22 protein-coding genes are annotated in these 19720 nt (G+C 36.3%); all 22 read right to left on the bottom strand.

The window, feature by feature from the left end:
- Positions 1-88: 88 nt before the first annotated feature.
- Positions 89-364 (bottom strand): EscU/YscU/HrcU family type III secretion system export apparatus switch protein, encoded by a 276-nt coding sequence (locus tag ACEWK1_RS19415; RefSeq protein WP_121661394.1) that lies wholly within the window; start codon positions 362-364, stop codon positions 89-91.
- Positions 361-1896, bottom strand: coding sequence for a flagellar hook-length control protein FliK (locus tag ACEWK1_RS19410; RefSeq protein ID WP_121661393.1), 1536 nt, complete (start codon positions 1894-1896; stop codon positions 361-363). The genes ACEWK1_RS19415 and ACEWK1_RS19410 overlap by 4 nt, the downstream gene beginning before the upstream one ends.
- Before the next feature lie 51 nt (positions 1897-1947).
- Entirely contained in the window at positions 1948-2730 is a 783-nt protein-coding gene (locus tag ACEWK1_RS19405; protein ID WP_121661392.1) for a ribonuclease HII, read from the bottom strand.
- Between the two features lie 133 nt (positions 2731-2863).
- Positions 2864-3724 (bottom strand): ribosome biogenesis GTPase YlqF, encoded by an 861-nt coding sequence (gene ylqF, locus ACEWK1_RS19400; protein WP_121661391.1) that lies wholly within the window; start codon positions 3722-3724, stop codon positions 2864-2866.
- A gap of 18 nt (positions 3725-3742) precedes the next feature.
- Positions 3743-4294 carry a signal peptidase I gene (gene lepB / locus ACEWK1_RS19395; RefSeq protein ID WP_121661390.1) on the bottom strand — a complete coding sequence of 184 codons (552 nt, stop codon included), beginning with the start codon at positions 4292-4294 and terminating at the stop codon, positions 3743-3745.
- Positions 4295-4489: 195 nt separating this feature from the next.
- Positions 4490-4834, bottom strand: coding sequence for a 50S ribosomal protein L19 (gene rplS / locus ACEWK1_RS19390; protein WP_121661389.1), 345 nt, complete (start codon positions 4832-4834; stop codon positions 4490-4492).
- A 156-nt stretch (positions 4835-4990) separates the two neighbouring features.
- On the bottom strand, positions 4991-5725 hold the full coding sequence (gene trmD / locus ACEWK1_RS19385; protein ID WP_121661388.1) for a tRNA (guanosine(37)-N1)-methyltransferase TrmD: 735 nt from the start codon (positions 5723-5725) through the stop codon (positions 4991-4993).
- Complete coding sequence (gene rimM / locus ACEWK1_RS19380; protein ID WP_121661387.1) at positions 5725-6246, bottom strand: ribosome maturation factor RimM; 522 nt, start codon at positions 6244-6246, stop codon at positions 5725-5727. Before rimM ends, trmD begins: the two co-directional genes overlap by 1 nt.
- A gap of 5 nt (positions 6247-6251) precedes the next feature.
- On the bottom strand, positions 6252-6632 hold the full coding sequence (locus tag ACEWK1_RS19375; RefSeq protein WP_121661386.1) for a YlqD family protein: 381 nt from the start codon (positions 6630-6632) through the stop codon (positions 6252-6254).
- 128 nt (positions 6633-6760) lie between these two features.
- Positions 6761-6991 (bottom strand): KH domain-containing protein, encoded by a 231-nt coding sequence (locus ACEWK1_RS19370; protein WP_121664935.1) that lies wholly within the window; start codon positions 6989-6991, stop codon positions 6761-6763.
- A gap of 11 nt (positions 6992-7002) precedes the next feature.
- Positions 7003-7275, bottom strand: coding sequence for a 30S ribosomal protein S16 (gene rpsP / locus ACEWK1_RS19365; RefSeq protein WP_121661385.1), 273 nt, complete (start codon positions 7273-7275; stop codon positions 7003-7005).
- A gap of 157 nt (positions 7276-7432) precedes the next feature.
- Entirely contained in the window at positions 7433-8776 is a 1344-nt protein-coding gene (gene ffh, locus ACEWK1_RS19360; RefSeq protein WP_098796269.1) for a signal recognition particle protein, read from the bottom strand.
- A gap of 12 nt (positions 8777-8788) precedes the next feature.
- Positions 8789-9121, bottom strand: coding sequence for a putative DNA-binding protein (locus ACEWK1_RS19355; RefSeq protein WP_121661384.1), 333 nt, complete (start codon positions 9119-9121; stop codon positions 8789-8791).
- A 176-nt stretch (positions 9122-9297) separates the two neighbouring features.
- Positions 9298-10296, bottom strand: a complete 999-nt coding sequence (ftsY, locus tag ACEWK1_RS19350) for a signal recognition particle-docking protein FtsY (RefSeq protein WP_121661383.1) — start codon at positions 10294-10296, stop codon at positions 9298-9300.
- Between the two features lie 19 nt (positions 10297-10315).
- Positions 10316-13879, bottom strand: coding sequence for a chromosome segregation protein SMC (gene smc, locus ACEWK1_RS19345; RefSeq protein WP_212134508.1), 3564 nt, complete (start codon positions 13877-13879; stop codon positions 10316-10318).
- 240 nt (positions 13880-14119) lie between these two features.
- Entirely contained in the window at positions 14120-14863 is a 744-nt protein-coding gene (rnc, locus tag ACEWK1_RS19340) for a ribonuclease III (RefSeq protein WP_212134506.1), read from the bottom strand.
- 250 nt (positions 14864-15113) lie between these two features.
- Positions 15114-15347: an acyl carrier protein gene (gene acpP / locus ACEWK1_RS19335; RefSeq protein ID WP_026559383.1), complete on the bottom strand. Its 234-nt coding sequence runs from the start codon at positions 15345-15347 to the stop codon at positions 15114-15116.
- A 117-nt stretch (positions 15348-15464) separates the two neighbouring features.
- Positions 15465-16205, bottom strand: a complete 741-nt coding sequence (gene fabG / locus ACEWK1_RS19330; protein ID WP_098796264.1) for a 3-oxoacyl-[acyl-carrier-protein] reductase — start codon at positions 16203-16205, stop codon at positions 15465-15467.
- Positions 16206-17150, bottom strand: a complete 945-nt coding sequence (gene fabD / locus ACEWK1_RS19325) for an ACP S-malonyltransferase (protein ID WP_212134504.1) — start codon at positions 17148-17150, stop codon at positions 16206-16208.
- 26 nt (positions 17151-17176) lie between these two features.
- Positions 17177-18172: a phosphate acyltransferase PlsX gene (gene plsX / locus ACEWK1_RS19320; protein ID WP_212134501.1), complete on the bottom strand. Its 996-nt coding sequence runs from the start codon at positions 18170-18172 to the stop codon at positions 17177-17179.
- Positions 18173-18181: 9 nt separating this feature from the next.
- On the bottom strand, positions 18182-18754 hold the full coding sequence (gene fapR, locus ACEWK1_RS19315; RefSeq protein WP_121661378.1) for a transcription factor FapR: 573 nt from the start codon (positions 18752-18754) through the stop codon (positions 18182-18184).
- 163 nt (positions 18755-18917) lie between these two features.
- Positions 18918-19720: helicase-related protein (locus tag ACEWK1_RS19310; RefSeq protein WP_416636563.1), on the bottom strand; the 803-nt coding region annotated here is incomplete at its 5' end.

Below are 19720 nucleotides of genomic sequence, written 5' to 3'. Positions count from 1 at the left end.
ATTAAAAACCCTAAGAAATGTAGGTAGTCTATATATTAAATATTAACCAGCCTAAACTCTTAAGGTTAGTCACTATATAATTTTAACTTTATGTTGATAGCTTTTTGTCTATTGTATAAACAAAAGCGAAAATTTCTGCAACAGCTTCATAAAGTTCTTCAGGTATTTGTTGATGAATTTCCAATTTTGTTAGAAGTTCAACAAGTGCCGGGTCCTCATGTACGTGTACATGATGTTCCTTTGCTGTTTCTAGAATTTCTTTAGCAATCAGGCCTTTTCCTTTCGCTATGACCTTGGGTGCATTTTCTTTATTATGATCATATTTTAAGGCAATTGCTTTCGTTGGTTCTTCCTTTTTGATCATACTTTAAAGTCAACTCCTGAATAAGAAGTGGTAGCTCCAGAAAAATTTGAATTAGAAATTACTTTCTTTTCTACTTCAAATGGCTTTACTTGAACTGAAGTCACCTGATAATTCATAGTCTGAAGGCCCTTTTTTAGTTCCTCACTATTAGAAGAAACAAGCTCTTTTAAAGACTCATTATTATTAATGAGCGTTATCGTCATTACTCTATTTTGAATTTGCACATCAATCATTGTTTCTGAAAGATTAGGAAGCTGTAGGTAAAAAAGAATTCGACAAAAAGATGGGTCAATTGTTCCATCTGATCGTTTTTTCCCATTCCATTGAATTGTTAAATCTGATTGATTCAAAGCGAACAGTGGGACTTGTGTAATAAACTGCGTCGTTGGCCCAGTGTCCTGCTGAAGCAGAGTTTGTCCGTTTAAACGGTTTGTAAGCTGATCCACTTGTTCCTTTATTACAGACCCTTCTAGCTCCTTGCTAGCAGCTAGTAATGTTTCTTTAAGTATCTGGAGTTCTCTCGCGTTTCCAGATTCCAAATTCATATTAAGCTTTTGCCATTCAAATTGTTCATTTCTATGATGAAAGAAAAGAGAAAGAACATCTTCTTTAGATGAAAAAACCGGGACCTTGTTAACTATTTTTTGTATAATATCTATTTCACTTTGACTGAACTGAGTTATTACAGCATGATCTTTTGGTTGAATAGACTGTAAAGGAGTACTAGAGTGTTGAAACACTTCTTTTATTACTTGTTTTAATCCGCTCATTTGTTGAGCATCATTTTGATTTATTCCCTTCAGGACCTTTTGTTCACCATTTGGAAGAGTCTTAATAAACTCCGGTTGGAAAAGTTTTTCCACCACCTGTTCAACAGGTTTCTGTATAACATTAGCCAAAACGGAACGCAATTGGTTGATTTGGTCTTTAGGCAGATCCACTTGTTGAAGTGACTGAAAAAGTGTATCTATCTGCTTAGCTAAAGGGATTTTAGAATTGGCTTGAACTAGAGAACTTACAACATTTTCCGAAAGTTGATATTGTTGTTTGAGGGCAAACGTAATAGCTTCAATTGTTTGAGGAATCAAACTTTTCGGTGTGTTTTTTACTATCTCAGTTGCTGATACTAGTTGTTCCTTTGTAACTGGTATATTCTCCTTTAACAAAGCATTTGAAAGTAGTATATTATCCTTTGTTGGTTTCTGCTGAAATAATGAAAGAAAGTCCTTAGCAGAAGCGTCCTGTTTTGATAGTTTATCAGTTTCCACTGATTTAATAATCTTTAGTTCAATACCTTGTTGATTAGACCCTTTCACACGGAACCAGTAATTTTGTAAGGCATTAATTGGTGCTTCAAGCTGTGCAACGAGCTTAGATTGTCCAACTTGAATAAGAGCTTTTTGGTCAGGAAAGAGCTTTAGCACATGCCCAACTACGACTTGATTTTCTTTTAATGTTAATTGGTTTTGGGGCTTGGTCATTTGTTCTACAGTAGTCTGAATAAGATTTTTTATTGCAAGTGGATAAACCATTAGCCTTTTCCCCCCTTCTCAAAATGTCTCTTTTCACTACCTCACCCTACTTTAATTAGCCTTATAGGCGCTGCACAACTCCTTCACAGGTGCAAAACTCCTACGGTGATGTTCTGTTACCCCAAACTCTTTTAACGCATCTAGATGGAATTTTGTCCCGTATCCCATATGTTTCTCAAATCCATACTGTGGATATTTACTCGAAAGATCGACCATCATTTTATCTCGTGTTACCTTGGCAATTACTGAACTTGCTGCAATAGAGACACTTTTTGAATCTCCTTTTATGATAGACTCCTGCTGAATTGGCAGATCTAACTTCATCGCATCAAGTAGTAAATAAGTTGGCTGAATGGCTAATTCCTCAATTGCTTTTTTCATCGCTAATTTTGTAGCTTCATATATATTTACTTTATCGATTATATCTGGTGAGATAACACCAATACCTATAGCTTCAGCATTTTCCCTTATTACCTCATAGTAGTGATTTCTCATAGATTCAGAAAGCTTTTTAGAGTCCGTTAAGCCAGGTATATAGCAATCTTCTTTTAAAATGACAGCTGCAGCAACTACAGGTCCTGCTAGAGGTCCTCTGCCAACTTCATCGATGCCAGCAATAAACTCAAAACCGTCCTGTTTTGCTGCTCTTTCGTAACGAAGCATTTCATAATATTGCTGCTGTAACATCTTCTCGTGTTCATAGTTTTTAAACCATTTTTCCACGAGCTGCTGTACTCCTTTTCTTGTATCAGCTTGACACTCTTTAAGAAACGGATCTTGCATATCCGTAATTTCCACTAATTTTTTTTGAACTTCTTTTGTTGTTAATGGCATTTTTAGTTCTCCTCATGCACATGTTTTGTCTTATGTATGTCAAATATCTAAAATTATCTTTATCATTATATCGGTCAAAATTCAAATAAATAAAGACCCGTCATAATTAAATGCGGGTCAGATTAAAAATGTTTTATTTATCTTGGAAATCGGCTGGAGTTTCAAAAGATAATTTCCCTAATTTATCTGTTCTAATTTCCCTTAAAATTAATTCAGATGTTTTATCGTAATCAATATAACCCCCGGATACCATACAGCCCCGTTTCTTCCCAATCTCATCAAATAGCGGGACTACCTCTTCAGGAATTTCATTAAGATTATAACGCTCTAACAATCTTTTAGGATAATGTTCTTTCAAAAAGTTTAATGCAAAAACAGTAACTTCTTGCAGATTCAAAATAGCATCCTTGATTGCTCCTGTTGTTGCAAGTTTTTGACCGACTAATTGATCTTCAAACTTCGGCCAAAGGATACCAGGTGTGTCTAAAAGCTCTAGCTCATTTCCAACCTTTACCCATTGTTGTGCCGTCGTTACTCCCGGGCGATCTCCTGTTTTTGTAATATTTCTTTTAGCGAGTCTATTAATAAGAGTTGATTTCCCAACATTCGGGATACCAATAATCAATGCACGTATGGCACGAGGTTTAATTCCCTTCGCAGCCATTTTATCAAATTTCTCTTTAAGAAGAACTTTTGACAATGCAGTGATTTGTTTTAATCCTGTTCCAGATTGAGCGTCTATAGCAATGGCGGGTATATCTTGTTCTTTAAAATATTCAATCCATTGCTTAGTAATTGAATCATCAGCTTTATCAGCTTTGTTCAAGAGTACTATTCTTGGTTTGGATGAAACAATTTCATCTATCATCGGATTTCTAGAAGACATAGGAATTCTCGCATCTACAAGTTCAAAAACAATGTCAATAAGTTTTATCTTTTCAGTAACTTGTCTTCTCGCTTTTGCCATATGTCCTGGAAACCATTGTATCGTCATCATAACACCTTCTTTAAATTACTCAGCAAACCGTATATCTGATACTGGCCAATAAACTAAGCTAGCCTTACCCATGACCTCTTCTATCGGAATTGTCCCTATATGTCTGCTATCCTTGCTTTGCCTTCTGTTATCCCCCATAACAAATAAATGACCTTCTGGTACAGTGTCTTGCCCAATAATGCTATCGAGGTCAAAAGGTTCTGTTAGCGGGCCGTCAATCAAATCCTCTTTATATTCATTCAGATAGGGTTCATCATACGCTTCTCCGTTAATGTATAATGTATCGTCTCTATATTCTACTTTATCACCCGGTAAACCTATTACACGTTTTATATAGTCTTTTTCTAAAGTTGCATGAAAGACCACAATATCAAAACGTTCAGGTTCTCCAATTTTGTACGATAATTTATTAACTATCATTCGATCTTGTGTATGTAAAGTTGGCATCATTGAGAACCCATCAACTACAATAGGAGCAAACAGGAAATACCTAATAATAGCTGCTAAAAGAACGGCAATAGCCAATGCTTTTATCCATTCAAAAAGTTCATTCTTCTTTTTGGTCATTCAATCCACCTGCTTCTAGCAATCATTATGTCCATCATTTGTTTATTACTATACTTGTATGGTGAGTTTACTATTCATGTAATGAAACAGCCTTTTTATTGAAAAAGGAGCTTGTTAGGTAACAAGCTCCTTTTCAACTATACGGACAGTGTACCTGACCCATATATTTGAGGCTTAGTAGACTACTAAGCAATCTTATCGAATTTCTTTGATACGCGCAGCTTTACCACGTAATTGACGTAGGTAGTAAAGTTTAGCACGGCGAACTTTACCGCGACGAATTACTTCTAACTTCGCGATCTTTGGTGTGTGTACAGGGAAAGTACGCTCAACACCTACACCGTAAGAGATCTTACGAACTGTAAATGTTTCACTGATTCCACCACCACGACGCTTAATCACAACACCCTCATATACCTGAATACGCTCACGAGTTCCCTCAACAATACTTACGTGTACACGTACAGTATCACCAGGACGGAATGCAGGTAGATCAGTTTTTAATTGTTCTTTTGTGATATCTTCAATTAATTTTTGCATCGTTTTCAACTCCTTCCAACAGATGCTCATCCCAATACTTTATTGCAGCGGAACATCGTTTTAAAAGACTGCATAAAAGAAAATAGTTTGTATAAAAACTTTTCATCAGCAAGTCACGAGATTTATCATACCATATAGAAAGTTAGGCTGCAATAGCTAGTTCTCATTTTCCCACTTTTTTATCAAGGCTTTTTGCTTGTCAGTTAAAGCGTATGTTGTTAGTAGGTCCGGCCGACGTTCAAAGGTTCTCCTAAGTGATTGTTCTTCACGCCATTCCGCAATTAATTTATGGTTCCCCGATAAAAGAACTTCAGGTACTGTTAACCCTCTAAAATCCGCTGGACGGGTGTAATGCGGGTGTTCTAGTAAGCCAGAGCTATACGAATCTAGAACAGGGGAATCTTCATTACCCAGGACTCCTGGTAAAAGCCTTACGACACTGTCTGTGATCACCATAGAAGCAAGTTCTCCACCAGTTAAAACAAAATCTCCAATCGAAATTTCTTCTGTTACAAGATGTTCCCTAATCCGTTCATCATACCCCTCATAATGACCGCAGATAAAAAGAAGATGCTCCTCCCGAGCTAATTGTTCTGCTTTTGATTGAGTAAAACGTTCTCCCTGCGGACAAACCAAGATCACTTTCGGTTCTGTATTGCCTTTACTACGAATATCTTCGACCGCATCAAAAATGGGTTGTGGAGTTAAAACCATTCCAGCGCCTCCACCATAAGGATAGTCATCAACATTTTGATGCTTGTTTGAGGAATATTGTCTGAAGTTAATTACGTTAAACTGAACAGCTTCCTTTTCCTGCGCTTTCTTTAGAATAGATTCATTCAAGACTCCATGAAACATTTCTGGGAAAAGTGTTAAAAAATCGATCTTCATTAGTCTAGTAACCCTTCCATAGGTGTAATAACAATTTTTTTCTCTTCGATATCAATATCTCTAACAATGTCTTCAATATAAGGGACAAGAAGGTCTTTTCCTACTTTTCTTTGTACAACCCATACATCATTTGCACCAGTTGCTAGTATCTCTCTAATTGTTCCGATTTCCTCACCCTCATCAGTAAACATTTTACAACCAATTATCTCGTGGAAATAAAACTCCCCCTCCTCCAATTCAGAAAGTTGTGATTCTGTCACTTTAAGAAGTGAGCCTTTGAATTGTTCAACATCCTGGATTGAAGACATTCCTTCAAACGTTAATAGGTCAAAATTCTTGTGAACACGATGACTATCAACAACTACTTCAATTGGTTCATCAGAGCCTTCTTTAAATATATAAAGAGTGTTACCCGGCTCATATCTTTCTTCAGCAAAGTCTGTTTTTGATATAACACGTACTTCTCCTCTGATTCCGTGTGTATTTACAATTTTCCCTACGTTAAACCATTTTTCTGCCATTTTAATCACCTCAGGCGTATTTGATCGATCATTCCATCTTTAATTACAATCGTTTTTTCTTTCATTAATTCTTCCCAATTGTCACCCACATTTACTTCGACAATTGCTTCTACTTCTTTATCTTTAATTTCACTTCCAATTGGTAATGTATGTACTTGTTCTAGTTGAAAATCTACTAGCTTTATCTTTTCTCGTCTTTTATCAATTTCTTTTAAAAACGGTCCGGCAAGCTGTTTACTCGTTTTCTCTAGTTTTTTATATTCAAAATATAATTGGTCCATTTCCTGTTGTAGGTTTTTTTTACGCTGTGTAAATTGTTTTATTAATAATTCTTTACTTGTTTCGGTTATCATTTGCTTCACTGTAACCTGGTGGAGTATCTTCATTATTGTTCCTCCCCTTTACAAGCTTAATACTTTGAAAAAATCACGACGAAAATTCATCTTCTAATTAATTTGTTTCATTACTATTTTTTAAACGTACAAAAAAAGGGGAGGAACCTCCTCACCCTTTTTTAGTCGTTAATTTCTAGTTGAATTCTTTTAGATGAATTAGATCCCGCTGCATACACAACAGTTCGAATCGCTTTTGCTATACGTCCTTGTTTTCCAATGATTTTGCCGATATCTTCTTTATGAACAGAAAGGCGATAAGTTATTTGATGCTCCTGTTCAAATTCCGTTATCTCGACAGAGTCTGGAGAATCAACAAGTGGTTTAACAATTGCTTCGATTAACTCTTTCATCTTAACAGTCATTACTTGCTATTTTTTGCGTTATGGAATTTTTCCATAATGCCTTCTTTAGAGAACAAGTTGCGAACTGTGTCAGAAGGTTTAGCACCATTTGACATCCATTTTAATGCTAACTCTTCATTGATTTTCACTTCTGCTGGTTGAGCAACTGGATTGTATGTCCCAACAACTTCAATGAAACGTCCATCACGTGGTGAACGAGAATCTGCTACTACAATACGATAAAAAGGAGACTTTTTTGCTCCCATACGTTTTAAACGAATTTTAACTGCCATTTTATAAAGCACCTCCGAAAATGTTTCAACAAGATAGTATATTATCAAATAAGTGATATGATGTAAAGGTTTTTTTCTTGTCAGAAGAAAAATTCCTTAAAAAACTAGTTTCTAGCTATGATATTTTCTAAAAAACGAGACTTAAAAAATCATACAATTACATAAACGGAAACTTCATTCCGCCTTTTTTCTTTCCTTTAGACATATTCGTCATTTGCTTCATCATTTTTTTCATATCTTCAAATTGCTTTAATAGTCGATTCACCTCTTGTACAGATGTACCACTACCAACTGCAATTCTCTTTTTTCGAGAAGCATTCATAATTTCAGGGTTGATCTTTTCAGCTTTTGTCATTGACTTAATAATTGCTTCTACATGACTGATCTGCTTTTCGTCAACTTGAAGGTTTTTCAGGCCCTTCACCTTGTTAGCTCCTGGCAACATGCCAATTAGATCCTCTAAGGGTCCCATATTGCGCACCTGACCAAGCTGTTCAAGGAAATCATCAAATGTGAAGGATGCTGTACGCATTTTTTGTTCTAACTCTTTTGCTTTTTCAGCATCTACATTTGTTTGAGCCTTTTCAATAAGTGTTAAAACATCACCCATACCTAAAATTCTTGAAGCCATCCGTTCTGGATGAAACGCCTCAAGAGCATCAAGCTTTTCACCTAAACCAACAAACTTAATAGGTGTATTAGTAACGGAACGAATAGAAAGTGCCGCTCCACCACGAGTATCACCATCAAGTTTCGTTAAAACAACACCTGTTAACCCAAGCTGCTCATTAAAGCTTTTAGCAACATTCACCGCATCTTGACCCGTCATCGCATCAACAACAAGAAAAATTTCATCTGGTTTCGCAATTTCTTTTACCTGCTCAAGCTCTTCCATTAGATTTTCATCAATATGAAGACGACCTGCAGTATCAATAATAACGTAATCATGATGTTCTTCTTTTGCGTGAGCTAAAGCCTTAGTCGCAATTTCAACTGGGCTAACTTGATCGCCTAATGAGAAAACAGGCATATCCAATTGTTTACCTAACGTCTCTAGCTGCTTGATCGCCGCAGGACGGTAAATATCAGCAGCAACAAGTAACGGCTTACGGTTATGTTTTTTTCTTAATAAATTTGCCAGTTTACCGGTAGTTGTTGTTTTACCAGCACCCTGTAAACCAACCATCATAATTACCGTTGGCGGGCGGTTAGACACAGCTATTTTACTCTGCTCTCCACCCATCAGCTCAGTCAGCTCGTCTTTAACTACTTTAATGACCTGTTGGCCTGGAGTTAAGCTTTTCATAACTTCTTGACCAACAGCGCGCTCACTTACGCGCTTAATAAAGTCCTTCACGACTTTGAAGTTAACATCCGCTTCTAAAAGAGCAAGGCGTACTTCACGCATCATTTCTTTTACATCCGCTTCAGATACCTTTCCTTTGCCGCGAATTTTGGCCATCGTATTCTGCAGTCGGTCGGCTAATCCTTCAAATGCCATATATGCCGCCTCCTAATCTAATTTCTCAAGTTCATTTAGTAATGAATCAAACATAGCTTTGTTCTCAATGGTAGGAGAAAATTCACGTAGTTTTGTCATTAACTTTTGTCTCTCTTGAAATTTTTGAAATAATAATAGCTTCTCTTCATATTGCTCCAGCATTGCTTCAGTTCGTTTAATGTTATCGTAAACAGCTTGTCTACTTACATCGTACTCTTCCGCAATTTCACCAAGGGAGAAATCATCTAAATAGTATAACGACATATAACTTTTCTGCTTAGGTGTTAACAACGATTGATAAAAATCAAATAAATACGTAAGTCTCGTCGTTTTTTCAAGCATCATGCCGATTCACCCCTTTGTTAAGTGAATTACCTTTACAACTTATTAGTCTACATAGGAAGCTTTTTCTTGTCAAGTAATTGTATATGAAAGTTATAGAGCGGGCGTATATTGTATTGAATAAAACAAAAAAAGCTAACAATCTCACTTAATGAAATTGATAGCTTTTTACCTATTATTTACTCTTCTTCTTGTGCTTCAATTATTTCTGAGAAAAGACCATAAACATATTGTTCCGTGTTAAACTCTTGTAAATCATCCATTTTTTCTCCCAAACCAACAAACTTCACAGGGATATCAAGCTCTCCTTTAATCGCTAACACAATACCACCTTTTGCAGTACCATCTAACTTTGTAAGAACTATTCCTGATACATCTGTTGCTTGAGAAAATTGTTTTGCTTGTGTCATAGCATTTTGACCTGTTGTTGCGTCTAGTACAAGCAATACTTCATGAGGAGCTCCAGGAATTTCACGTTCGATTACACGCTTAACCTTCTCAAGCTCTTTCATCAGGTTCACTTTATTTTGTAGTCTTCCAGCTGTATCACAGAGTAAAACATCGACATTACGTGCCTTAGCAGCCTGAACAGCATCATACATAACCGCAGCGGGGTCAGAACCTTCCGATTGTTTTATAACATCAACACCTACACGCTCTCCCCATACTTCTAACTGCTCGATAGCTCCGGCTCTAAAAGTATCACCAGCAGCCAATAAAACAGAATTTCCTTCGCTTTTTAGTTTATGTGCAAGCTTGCCAATTGTCGTAGTTTTCCCCACTCCATTTACGCCTACAAATAAAACTACATTTAATCTTCCTGCTTGTAAATCCAGTTTATTGAGCGACTCATCGTCATCGCTACCTTCATATATTTCAACAAGCTTTTCAGAAATAACAGCTTGAACCTCTTTCGTATCTTGGATATTTTGACGTTTCACTTCCATCTTTAATTCATCAATTAAATCCATAACAGTGGCAACACCAACATCGGCACTAATGAGTAGTTCTTCAAGCTCTTCGAAAAACTCTTCATCCACTTTACGATATTTAGCTACAAGGTCATTCATTTTACCAGCGAAAGAATCTCTTGTCTTTGTTAAGCCCTCTTTAAATTTTTCAGTAACAGAATCTGTTTGTTGAGTAATTTTTTCTTTTAATTTTTTAAAAAAGCTCATCTTTGTCGTTTCCTTTCCACTAAGATTGCACTAATTCCTTTGTTTCTTCAAGTCTAACAGAAACAAGCTTAGAAACACCTGATTCCTGCATTGTTACGCCATATAACACATCAGCCTCTTCCATGGTACCTTTTCGATGCGTGATCACAATAAATTGTGTTTCATGACTGAATTTTTTCAAATACTGTGCAAATCGGTGTACATTTGCCTCATCAAGAGCCGCTTCCACCTCATCTAGTACACAAAAAGGAACCGGTCGTACCTTTAAAATAGAAAACAGTAAGGCGATAGCTGTTAAGGCACGTTCTCCACCGGAAAGTAAGCCAAGGTTTTGAAGTTTTTTCCCCGGAGGCTGAGCCACAATATCAACACCAGTATTTAAAAGGTCATTAGGGTCAGTTAGTTTCAACTCAGCCCTTCCTCCACCAAACAATGCCTGAAAAACAGATTCGAAATGAGAACGAATAGCATTGAATGTTTGTTCGAACCTTCTTTTCATTTCGTCATCCATCTCATCAATCACTTGATATAGCGTATCTTTTGCTTCTAATAAATCATCGCGTTGTTCTGTTAGAAACGTAAATCTCTCAGAAACACGTTCATATTCATCAATCGCTCCTAAGTTTACCGTTCCAAGTTCATCAATTGCAAGTTTAATCAACTTCACACGTTTTCTTGCTTCATCAACTTCTATTTCAAGACTATATTTTTCTTTAGCACCTTCAAAAGTTAAGAAATATTCTTCACGAAGATGATTTAACCGATTATCAAGTTCAACATCTAATCGATTTAACTTTACTTCTTCGTCTTTTAAAATATCTTGAAGCTGTTTATCCTGGCGTTTTAATTCTTTTAACTCCCGCTCTTCATGTTCAAGCTTTTCTTGTAACTGAAGACGTTCTTCACGCCTGCTAGCTATCAATTCAACTGTTTTGTTTTTGTCTTGTAGCTTCTTATTAGCAGCTTCATCTAGTTTTTCCTCACCTGAAGAACTTGAACTCATCTCATTTGAAAGAAGTGAATAATCATCAGCAGCATCTTTATGCTTTTGTTGAGATTCTTGTAAGTCTAATTTTATACGTTCAACTTTCTCTTTTTGATTCTCATACACTTGCTGCTTACTTGCATGTACTACCTTTAATTCAGTGAGTTGATTCTGCAGTTCATCTTTAGACGTTTGTTGTGTTGTCTTCTTTACAGACAATTCTTCGATTTCTTTATCTAGTTTTTCCAAACTTGTTGAAATCTCTTTTACTTTCACCTGAAGTTCATCTTTTCGACCGATCATTCTTGTTTTTTCAGACTCAAAGGCTTCTCGCTCAGAATCATATAATTTCAAATGATCATTTACATTTTTTTCATTTAATTCAATCTCTCGTATGTCGCCACGGATTTTTTGCTCTTCTAGTCGAAGGTTCTCACCTTTAGAACGAAGCTCCTCTAGAGTTAGTTCATGCTGTTGAATTAATTCTTTTGAGGATTTAACATCTTTTTCAAGCTCCTCAGTCTTCTGCTCCATTACAGATAACTTTTCTACAATTTGTTCTAGTTCACGTTGTCTACTCAGTAGGGAATTGTTCTTTTGTTTTACCGCACCACCTGTCATCGAGCCCCCAGGATTTACAACATCACCTTGAAGGGTCACTAAGCGATAGCGATAATTCATTAACTTGGCAATATCATTTGCTCCCTTTAAATCAGAGGTAACAATGACTGTACCTAATAAATTCCCAATAATTGATTGAAATTGAGCTTGATACTTAACAAGATTTTTCGCAAGCCCAACAAACGCAGGATGGTTTTCAATCAACGCTAAATCATGATGGTTAATAGAACGCTCCTTTATTACTGATAGAGGCAAAAATGTAGCTCGTCCAAATGAATGTTGCTTTAAAAATTGTATAGCTTTTCTAGCTGCTGATTCATCTTGAACAACGACATGCTGCATAGAACTACTTAAAGCAATTTCAATTGCTGTTTCATATTCCTTATCTGTTGTAATTAATTCAGCAACAGCACCGTGAATTCCTCCAAGCTCATCTTTCGCTTTTAGAATTTCTTTTACTCCTTGGAAAAAGCCTGCATAGTCCTCCTGCATTGATTCAAGAACTTCTTTTCGCGAACGTGTTTGTTGTAATAATTGATAAGCCTGATAAAGAGCTGTCTCCTTTTTCTGATATGAATTCTTCAGGTTTTCTAATTTCGCAGTTGTATCACGAAAGCTTTTAATCTGGTCTGATAATTGCTTTTCAATAAGTGAATAATTTGCTTCAATTTTCAGCTTCTTTTCTAAGATTTCCTGACGCTCAGTCACATATCTTTGGTTAGAATCTAGCAGTCTTGTATTTTTTCTTTCTTGCTGTGAAAGCTGCTCTTCTAAGTAATTTATCTCGTTACGTGATGAAGCTTGCTCATTTAGTAGGTCAAAATATTCACTTTTTAATTCTTCAATCATTTCATCAAGATTTTGATCATAAGTGGAGGCAAGTTTTTGCTTTTCTGACAGTTCACTTTTAATTTTTTCTAGTTCATTTGTATATGAATTTAATAGATTCTCTTGTTCCTGCTTTTCATGAGTTAACTGGGAAATTTTAACCGATAGTTCTTCAATTGTTCTTTCAAGCTGAGCTTTATTTTGATGTGCATTTTTCTTTCGCTCTTTTAAGACTTCTTTTCTACCTTCTAGTTTTTCCAGTTCTTCACTTGTTAATAAGAGAACTTGTTGTAGATCGTCAATTGAATCATCCAAAGCACTAAGATGCTCTTTCATTCGTTCAACATCGGCTTCACGTTTTTGCATTGTTGCAGCAAGCTTTAATTCGCGGTCTTTTCCCTCTTCTACTGATTTTGAAAGAGCTTCGTATTTCCCGTGCAGCTCTTCTACTTCGAAAACCGTAAGCGCTACTTCAATTTTCTCTAATTCTTCTTTTTTCTCTAAATAATCTTTAGCGATTGAAGCCTGTATTTTTAGAGGTTCAACCTGACCTTCTAATTCATGAAGGATATCCTGAACACGATTTAAATTTTCTTGGGTTTCAGCTAATTTATATTCTGCTTTCTTTTTACGCGACTTATATTTTAAAACACCAGCAGCCTCTTCAAAAATCGTTCTACGTTCTTCAGATTTACTGCTGAGAATTTCTTCGACTTTCCCTTGACTAATTATGGAAAAGGCTTCTTTACCTAAACCGGAATCCATAAATAAATCAACAATGTCTTTTAGACGGCAACTTTGTTTATTAATAAAAAATTCACTTTCCCCTGAACGATATACACGACGTGTTACACTAACTTCGTGATAATCAATTGGGAGGAAAGAGTCATCATTATCTAAAGTTAGGGTTACCTCCGCTACATTCAGCCCTCTTCTAGAGTCACTTCCAGCAAAAATAATATCTTCCATTTTGGCTCCACGAAGAGACTTAGCTGATTGTTCACCTAATACCCATCTTATTCCATCTGTTATATTACTTTTACCACTACCATTAGGTCCAACTACTGCTGTAACACCTTTTACAAAATCAACAGTTACTCGTTCAGCAAAGGACTTGAATCCTACAATATCCAATCGTTTGAGGAACATTGTGATCCTCCTTACTATTTTCTTTTAAGTTATTTTTTTGTAATGTTATTAATAAGACTATTCTTCTGACAAACTCCTTCATATTTTATCACAATTTGTCGAACCTCGGTTCATACATTTGGATATTTTGACATCATAAAAATAAGAACAATCAACGTAAAATATCAATGATAACATGTAAAAACCTTAAAAAAAGGACAACTCATTCAATACTAATATGAGTCTGCCCTTCATAGCATCTTATTTATTTATTTGTTGAAGCTTTGAAAGTGCTTCTTGTGCAGCATGTTGCTCAGCTTCTTTTTTTGACTTTCCACTTCCTGTGCCAAAAACCTCACCATTTAATGATACAGTAGATACAAATTCTCGGTTATGAGCTGGACCTTTTTCCTGTAGAATTTTATATTCAAGTGTACCTTTAGTATCACGCTGAACAAGTTCTTGAAGCTGACTCTTAAAGTCCATAACATGAGAAAAGGCCCCATCATCAACCTTTGGAATAACAAATTTATCTAAAAATTGAACAACAGATTCAAGGCCTTGATCTAAGTAAAGTGCACCAATGAACGCTTCAAAAACATCTGCTAGCAAGGCTGGGCGAGCTCGTCCCCCTGTCATTTCTTCTCCTTTTCCAAGTAGAACTAAGCTACCAAAAGCAAGTGTATTCGCGAACGATACAAGAGAAGGTTCACAAACAATAGCGGCACGCAGTTTTGTTAATTCTCCTTCGCTCATCATTGGATATTTTTTATAAAGATATTGAGAAATGGTCAATTCTAAAACAGCATCACCTAAAAATTCAAGTCTTTCATTATCTTCGTATGGCTTTTTACGATGTTCATTTACATAGGAAGAATGAGTAAATGCTTGATAGAGTAATTTTTCATTAGTAAACGTGTGACCAATACGCTCCTGGAATTTTTTGAATTCCTCTGCTTTTTTAGCGAAAGATCTTCTTTCTTTATAATTAATATGTCTTGCCATCATCAGGCACCTCCAATTTTATAGCTACAGCGACGCCTTGATCCTTATATAAGACACTTCATAATTGAAGGTGACATTATTCCCTTGAATTATGAAGTGGCTTATGACCTGTTAATCGTACTCAAGTTTTGCAACAAGAGCTTCGTACCTGGGCAAAAAGGTTTTGGGGCTTGCTTTTTACATTTTACTATTAAAAAATATGTAATAAAAGGGGGAAAGCCCCGTAAAAAATACGGGACTTTTATCAACATTACTGTTGGCTATTTATGTAGTTAACAGCGTCACCCACTGTACCGATTTTTTCTGCATCTTCATCAGAAATTTCCATATCGAACTCATCTTCAAGTTCCATAACAAGCTCAACTACATCAAGGGAATCTGCTCCAAGATCATCTTTAAAAGAAGACTCTAATTTTACCTCAGCTTCATCAACGCCTAAGCGGTCAACGATGATCTTTGTTACACGTTCTAATACATCTGCCATTTTCGTTCACCTCCCCTCAAGTATTATAGATGATTTTCAATTGAAAAACTAGGCTTCTCTAGTATTTTCAATAAAATTAACTTCCCACTCATAGATTTTCAAAATAGGGTGAGAAAATTACATAACCATTCCGCCATTTACATGCAACGTCTGGCCTGTTATATATTTGCTTTTTTCAGAAGCAAGGAATGTTACCACATTAGCAATATCACTAGGTTCACCTAAAGTTGCAAGTGGTATCTGTTTTAATAAATCTGCTTTTATATCTTCATTAAGCTCATCTGTCATGTCAGTAGTAATAAATCCAGGGGCAACTGCGTTTACAGTAATGTTCCTTGAAGCCAGTTCTTTTGCTGTTGTTTTTGTTAAACCAATAACCCCAGCCTTCGCCGCTACATAGTTAGCTTGTCCAGCGTTTCCACTTACCCCAACAACAGAGGTAATATTGATGATCCGACCATTTCTTTGCTTCATCATTTGTCTTGTTACAGCTTTCGTACAAAGGAAAACACCTTTTAAGTTTGTGTCAATAACGTCATCCCATTCAGAATCTTTCATTCTCATTAAAAGATTATCTCTTGTGATTCCAGCATTATTTACTAGAATATCTAATTGACCGAACTCATTTAATACTTCTTTAATCATAGCTTGAACTTCGTCACCATTTGAAACATCAGCTTTAATGGCAATTGCATTTCCACCATTTGCTTTGATTTCATCGACAACTTCATTTGCTTTCGCTTCATTTCCAGCATAATTCACGGCAATGCTTGCTCCATTACTCGCAAGATCCAATGCGATTGCTTTACCAATTCCACGAGAAGCTCCGGTTACAAGAGCAACTTTATTCTCCAACATTTATTGTTCCTCCTTAAGCTTTTCTACAGTAGCTTGTAATGACTCAAGATCAAAAACGTTGTGAATCGTTGCAGAGCGGTCAATTTTTTTCACTAATCCTGTTAATACCTTACCAGGCCCTACTTCTATGAACGTCGTCACACCATTTTCTATCATTGTTCTTACTGATTCTTCCCATCTTACAGGAGAGTATAACTGCTTTACTAGTAAGTCTTTCATTTCTTTACTATCTTTCACCGGCTTAGCTGTTACGTTTGCTATAACTGGGATAGATGCATCTTGGAAGCTTAATTGAGATAATACGTCTTGAAACTTATGTGCCGCAGGTTTCATTAATTCAGAATGAAACGGACCACTAACTACAAGTTGAATTGCTCTTTTTGCTCCATTTTCTTTTGCAAGTGCTGAAGCTTTTTCAACTCCTTCAGCCGTTCCTGAAATAACGATTTGACCTGGACAATTTAAGTTAGCTAGTTGTACCGAGTTACCTTCATCAGAAACCTTAGCTGTTACTTTTTCTAATTCTTCAGCTGACATGCCTAAAACAGCTGACATAGCTCCTTGTCCTGCCGGGACCGCTTGATCCATATATTCTCCACGCTTTTTAACAGCATAAACTGCATCTTCAAAAGGAAGTACACCTGCTGCAACAAGCGCTGAGTATTCACCAAGACTATGTCCAGCAACATAATCTGCTTGGATATTAAATTGGTTGAAATAGTTTAATATCGCAATGCTTGTTGTTAGGAGAGCCGGTTGAGCATTATAAGTCAAAGTTAATGTATCTTGTGGTCCATCAAAAATAAGTTTTGATAATTCTTGACCTAATCGTTCATCAGCTTTATCAAAAATTTCTTTAGATGATTCTACTTCTTCAAAAAAGTCTTTTCCCATCCCAACAGTCTGTGAACCTTGACCAGGAAATAAAAAAGCGATTTTTGTCATGAAAGTGTTCCCCCATTTCTATCCTGTTAATCTTCTTTATTCATATTTTTAAGCGATGCATAAATTGTCTCAGCAACATCATAAGACACCATATCTTTAGTTTGTCGAATTGCATTGTATATTGCATTAGCATCTGATGAGCCGTGTGCTTTTATTACTGGTGCCTTAAGGCCAAAGAGCGCAGCACCACCGTACTCTGAATAGTCCATCTGTTGTTTTATTGTTTTTAGCTGGGGCTTTAAGATACCTGCAGCAATTTTAGACTTAAGGTTACTCGTTAAAGCTGATTTAAGCATAGAAAAAACAGAGAGAGCTGTACCCTCAATTGTCTTTAAAGCGATATTACCAGTAAACCCATCTGTTACAACAACATCTGCAACGGACTCCATTAAATCTCTTGATTCAACATTTCCTACAAAATTTAAATCTGTTTGTTTTAAAAGCTCATAAGTTTGTTTTGTTAACTCATTTCCTTTTTTATTTTCTGTACCTACATTTAACAAACCAACACGTGGATTTTTAACTCCACGAACTTTCTCAACATATATAGAACCCATTATTGCATATTGCAATAAATGTTCCGGCTTTGCGTCTACATTTGCACCAACATCTAAAAATAAAAAACCTTTTCCATTTAATGTTGGCAAAGTTGGCGATAAAGCAGGTCTTTCTATGCCCTCAATTCGACCAACAACAAAGAGGCCTGCTGTCATCAGTGCTCCCGTGTTCCCAGCAGAAATACAACCATCTGCCCTTCCCTCTTTCACTTCATTTGCCATCAAAACCATTGACGCATTTTTCTTCCGTCTAACCGCGCGAACAGGCTCATCAGTAGCTTCTATCACTTCATCTGTATGTAAAATTGAGATTCGTGTGGAATCTGTTAAGTATGTTTTAATTTTATCTTCTTGTCCTATTAATGTTACTTCTAAATCTGGAAAAGCAGTGATAGCTTTCATTACTCCTTCTACAACTGCTTGTGGTGCATTGTCTCCACCCATCGCATCAATTGCGAGCTTCATTTATGTAACCTACCTTTGTGTTGGATTTGAGCGATACATTTCGAACTCACCCGAAAACACTAATTCATTGCCCACAAAGCTGTTCACTTCTACTAATGTTCGTCTTTGTTCTGGATCATTTTTTACTATTTTAGCCTTGGCAATGACACGTTCATTTTCTTTAACTTGTGTGGTAAATCGAATATTTGCTTTCGCTGTTAAAGCAAGCTCATCATTTATCATAGCAACCGCTAACGAATTTGCTTGTGCAAAAAGATGATGTCCCCGTGCGATTTGATTTCTACTAAAAACATGTTCTTTTTTTATTTCTAGCATAGAGATCGCAGAATGATCAAGCTGAAGGTCGATAATTTCACCAATAACTTCTTCAATCGGCAGCGCTTTTACCTCATCATCTAGTTTCTTTTCCGCTACATGTTTTATTCGTTCTCTTAATTCAGGAATTGATAGCTCTAACCTATCTAAACGGATTGTTTGAATACTCACTTGAAATTTTTCCGCTAATTCTTCATCTGTTATGAATGGGGTGATAGCAATTGTTTCTTGTAATAATGACTGTCTTTCTTTCTTATTCTTCCTCATTATGTATACGACACCGTCCGAACTATTAAGACTAGGTACTAATAGTAGTATATATATAAAGAAAACAGATTGCAAGTCATTGCAATCTGTTTTCTAAAAAGTATTGTAGTCCTAACTCTATTACATGCAGTGTTTCTACTTTTGATATTTATAGAGCAAGAGTTTAATCTAATTTTTCACCATCCAATACTCCCGAGTTAGTAAGGTAGTTTCTTAAAGCCTCATATTGATTTCCCTTCCAAAATTCCTCCGAACCTACAAGTTCAACTGCATCCTGCCTTGCTACTTCCAAAGCTCTATAATCATGAACCATATCTGCAACCTTAAAAACAGGAACACCACTTTGCTTTTTTCCGAAAAAATCACCAGGGCCTCTAAGCTCAAGATCTCGCTCAGAGAGAACAAAACCATCATTTGTTTCAGTCATTATTTTCATTCGTTCTTTCCCCGTTTCCGACTTAGGATCAGCTAACAAAATACAATATGACTGATCACTTCCTCTTCCAACCCGACCACGGAGTTGATGGAGTTGAGATAATCCAAAACGTTCCGCATCATAAATAACCATAGTGGTAGCGTTTGGTACGTTTACACCAACTTCAACAACAGTCGTTGACACAAGAATATGAACCTCGTTTTGACTAAAACTCCTCATTACTTCATCTTTTTCATCAGAGCTTAACCTGCCATGCATAAGACCTACTTTATAACGACCTCTATAGTGTTGAGTGAGCATACTATGAACATCAAGAGCATTTTGGACATCTAACTTATCAGATTCTTCAATAAGCGGACAAATAACATAAGCCTGCCGCCCTTTTGAAACTTCCTTTTCAATAAAGGCTAATATACGTTCTAGCATATCAGGCTTTACCCAGTAGGTTTCGATTGTTTTCCTTCCTGCTGGTAGTTCATCTATAATTGAAACGTCCATTTCCCCAAAGGCAGTTATCGCTAATGTCCGAG

The sequence above is a fragment of the Metabacillus sp. YM-086 genome (genome assembly GCF_048059995.1).
In the GTDB taxonomy this organism is placed as follows: domain Bacteria; phylum Bacillota; class Bacilli; order Bacillales; family Bacillaceae; genus Metabacillus; species Metabacillus litoralis_B.
Note: the sequence above shows the minus strand (reverse complement) of the source record. Positions and strands in the feature narration are given on the sequence as shown.